The sequence below is a fragment of the Pseudomonas edaphica genome (assembly GCF_005863185.1).
GTDB lineage: Bacteria > Pseudomonadota > Gammaproteobacteria > Pseudomonadales > Pseudomonadaceae > Aquipseudomonas > Aquipseudomonas edaphica.
Genome location: NZ_VBVZ01000674.1, coordinates 1 through 3,175, shown reverse-complemented (window position 1 = coordinate 3,175; position 3,175 = coordinate 1). Strand labels below are relative to the sequence as shown.

Here is a 3,175-nt window from a genome sequence, read left to right as displayed (position 1 = left end):
AGCTGGCCGTGGACGACCCCGCTCAGGTCAAGAGCCTGTGCATCGTCAACAGCGCGCCCGAGGTCAAGGTGCGCAGCGCCGATGATTACTGGCAATGGGCCAAGCGCTGGAGCCTGGCGCGCGTGCTCAGCCTTGCCACCATCGGCAAAGCGCTGGGCGATCGGCTGTTCCCCAAACCCGAGCAAGCCGACCTGCGGCGCAAAATGGCCGAACGCTGGGCAAAAAACGACAAACGTGCTTATCTCGCCAGCTTCGATGCGATTGTCGGCTGGGGCGTGCAGGAACAACTTTCCAGAATTACCTGTCCTACCCTGGTCATCAGCGCCGACCACGACTACACCCCCGTGGCGCAGAAAGAAAACTATGTAAAACTGCTGCCCGATGCGCGGCTGGTGGTAATCGAAGATTCCCGCCATGCCACGCCCTTGGATCAACCCGAAGTCTTTAACGCTACCTTGCTCGATTTTCTAAAGACAGTCGAAACCACTACCCAGGATCACTGACCCATGCTGAAAAAAATCGCCTTCTTTGCCGGCTCCGTATTGTTCGCAGCCAACCTGATGGCTGCTGAGCCTGCCAAGGCCCCTCACGTCCTGATCACCACCACCAATGGCGACATTGAAATCGAACTGGACCCGGTCAAGGCGCCGATCAGTACCAAGAACTTCCTGGCCTATGTCGACAAAGGCTTCTACACCAACACCATTTTCCACCGCGTGATCCCGGGTTTCATGGTCCAGGGCGGCGGTTTCACCGCGCAGATGTCGCAGAAGCCGACCGAAGCACCGATCAAGAACGAAGCCAGCAACGGCCTGCATAACGTTCGTGGCACCTTGTCGATGGCACGTACCAACGATCCAAATTCGGCCACCAGCCAATTCTTCATCAACGTGGCTGACAATGCCTTCCTCGACCCTGGCCGCGATGCGGGCTATGCCGTGTTCGCCAAAGTGGTCAAAGGCATGGACGTTGTCGACGTCATCGTCAACTCGCAAACCACTACCAAGCAAGGCATGCAGAACGTGCCAATCGATCCTGTTGTGATCAAGTCGGCCAAGCGCATCGACTGAGGTCCGCAGCAAGCTCCGCACGCGGCCCACAACGCCGCGTGCGCATTTGAAAGGAGAGCCCGCAACGCGGGCGTCAGACTGAATGCTCTATCGTCGCTTTGAACAACTGATCGACATTTTCCGCGACGCTCCCAGCGCCGCCCCTCCTGATAAAGTCCTGCCCTTCTACCTCTACTACCTGCGCCAGGTGTGGCCAAGTTTTGCCGCCTTGCTGGTGGTCGGCCTGATCGGCGCGTTGATCGAAGTGGCATTGTTCAGCTACCTGAGCCGCATTATCGATTTGGCCCAAGGCACGCCGCCCGCCAACTTCTTCCAGATTCACAGCGCCGAGCTGATCTGGATGGCCGTGGTTGCCCTGCTGCTGCGCCCGATCTTCAATGGCCTGCATGACTTACTGGTGCACCAGACCATCAACCCCGGCATGACCAGCCTGATCCGCTGGCAGAACCATAGCTACGTACTCAAGCAGAGCTTGAACTTCTTCCAGAACGATTTCGCCGGGCGCATTGCCCAGCGCATCATGCAAACCGGCAACTCCTTGCGCGATTCGGCAGTGGCGACCGCGGAAGCCATCTGGCATGTGTCGATCTACGCCATCAGCGCCCTGGTGCTGTTTGCCGAGGCGGACTGGCGCCTGATGATCCCGCTGATCACCTGGATCATTCTTTACAGCCTGGCGTTGCGTTACTTCGTGCCTCGCGTGAAAGAACGCTCGGTGATTTCCTCCGAGGCGCGCTCCAAATTGATGGGCCGCATTGTCGACGGCTACACCAACATCACCACCTTGAAGCTGTTCGCCCATACGCAAAATGAGCAGGAATACGCCAAGGAAGCGATCATCGAGCAGACCGAAAAAACCCAGTTGGCCGCGCGCGTGCTCACCAGCATGGACGTGGTGATCTGCACCTTGAACGGCGTGCTGATCGTCACCACCACCGGCCTGGCGTTGTGGCTGTGGACGCAGTCACTGATTTCGGTGGGCGCCATCGCCCTCGCCACAGGCCTGGTGATCCGTATCGTCAACATGTCCGGCTGGATCATGTGGGTGGTCAACGGCATCTTCGAAAACATCGGCATGGTGCAGGACGGCCTGAAAACCATCGCTGCACCGCTGGCAGTGACCGACCGCGACAATGCCCCGCGCCTGAACGTGCCGCACGGCGAAGTGCGTTTCGAGCAGGTGGATTTCCACTATGGCAAAAAGAGCGGGATCATTGGCGGCCTGAACCTTCAGATCAAGGCCGGTGAGAAAATCGGCCTGATCGGCCCCTCCGGTGCGGGCAAATCAACCCTGGTCAACTTGCTGCTGCGCCTGTACGACCTGCAAGGCGGGCGCATCCTGATCGACGGCCAGAACATCGCCGAAGTCGCCCAGGAGTCCTTGCGTGCACAGATCGGCATGATCACCCAGGACACCTCGCTGCTGCACCGCTCGATCCGTGACAACTTGCTGTACGGCAAGCCGGATGCCACCGATGAGGAACTCAACGCCGCCATCCACAAAGCCCGCGCCGATGAATTCATCCCGCTGCTGTCGGATGCCGAAGGGCGCACAGGGCTGGATGCGCACGTGGGCGAGCGCGGGGTGAAACTCTCGGGCGGGCAACGTCAGCGCATTGCCATTGCGCGGGTGCTGCTCAAGGACGCGCCGCTTCTGATCATGGACGAGGCCACCTCGGCACTCGATTCGGAAGTGGAAGCGGCGATTCAGGAAAGCCTGGAGACCTTAATGCAAGGCAAGACGGTGATTGCGATTGCGCACCGGTTGTCGACCATTGCGCGCATGGACCGGCTGGTAGTGCTGGAGAAAGGCCAGATTGCCGAGACCGGCAGCCATGCCGAACTGCTGGCCCATGGCGGCTTGTATGCCAGGTTGTGGCAGCACCAAACGGGTGGGTTCGTCGGCATCGATTAAAAACACACCGCAAAACAGTGTGGGAGCTGGCTTGCCTGCGATAGCGCACTGTCAGTACCGAATTGGTTATCTGGCACACCGCAATCGCAGGCAAGCCAGCTCCCACCTTTAATCAGCGCCAAGCCCCTAATCCACGGGCCCCTGGCGCTTTTTTTATGGCCTGGATTTGTATCAAAAGCGTGCTGTAATC

The 3,175-nt window shown here is 59.1% G+C and carries 3 protein-coding genes; all 3 read left to right on the top strand.

Features of this window, described 5'->3' with window-relative positions:
* The coding region (locus FEM54_RS28755; protein ID WP_171045929.1) for an alpha/beta fold hydrolase at nucleotides 1-503 on the top strand (503 nt) is incomplete at its 5' end.
* 3 nt (nucleotides 504-506) lie between these two features.
* Nucleotides 507-1,070, top strand: coding sequence for a peptidylprolyl isomerase A (locus FEM54_RS28750; RefSeq protein WP_016979352.1), 564 nt, complete (start codon nucleotides 507-509; stop codon nucleotides 1,068-1,070).
* 82 nt (nucleotides 1,071-1,152) lie between these two features.
* On the top strand, nucleotides 1,153-2,985 hold the full coding sequence (locus tag FEM54_RS28745; RefSeq protein WP_017134845.1) for an ABC transporter ATP-binding protein: 1,833 nt from the start codon (nucleotides 1,153-1,155) through the stop codon (nucleotides 2,983-2,985).
* Nucleotides 2,986-3,175: the final 190 nt, after the last annotated feature.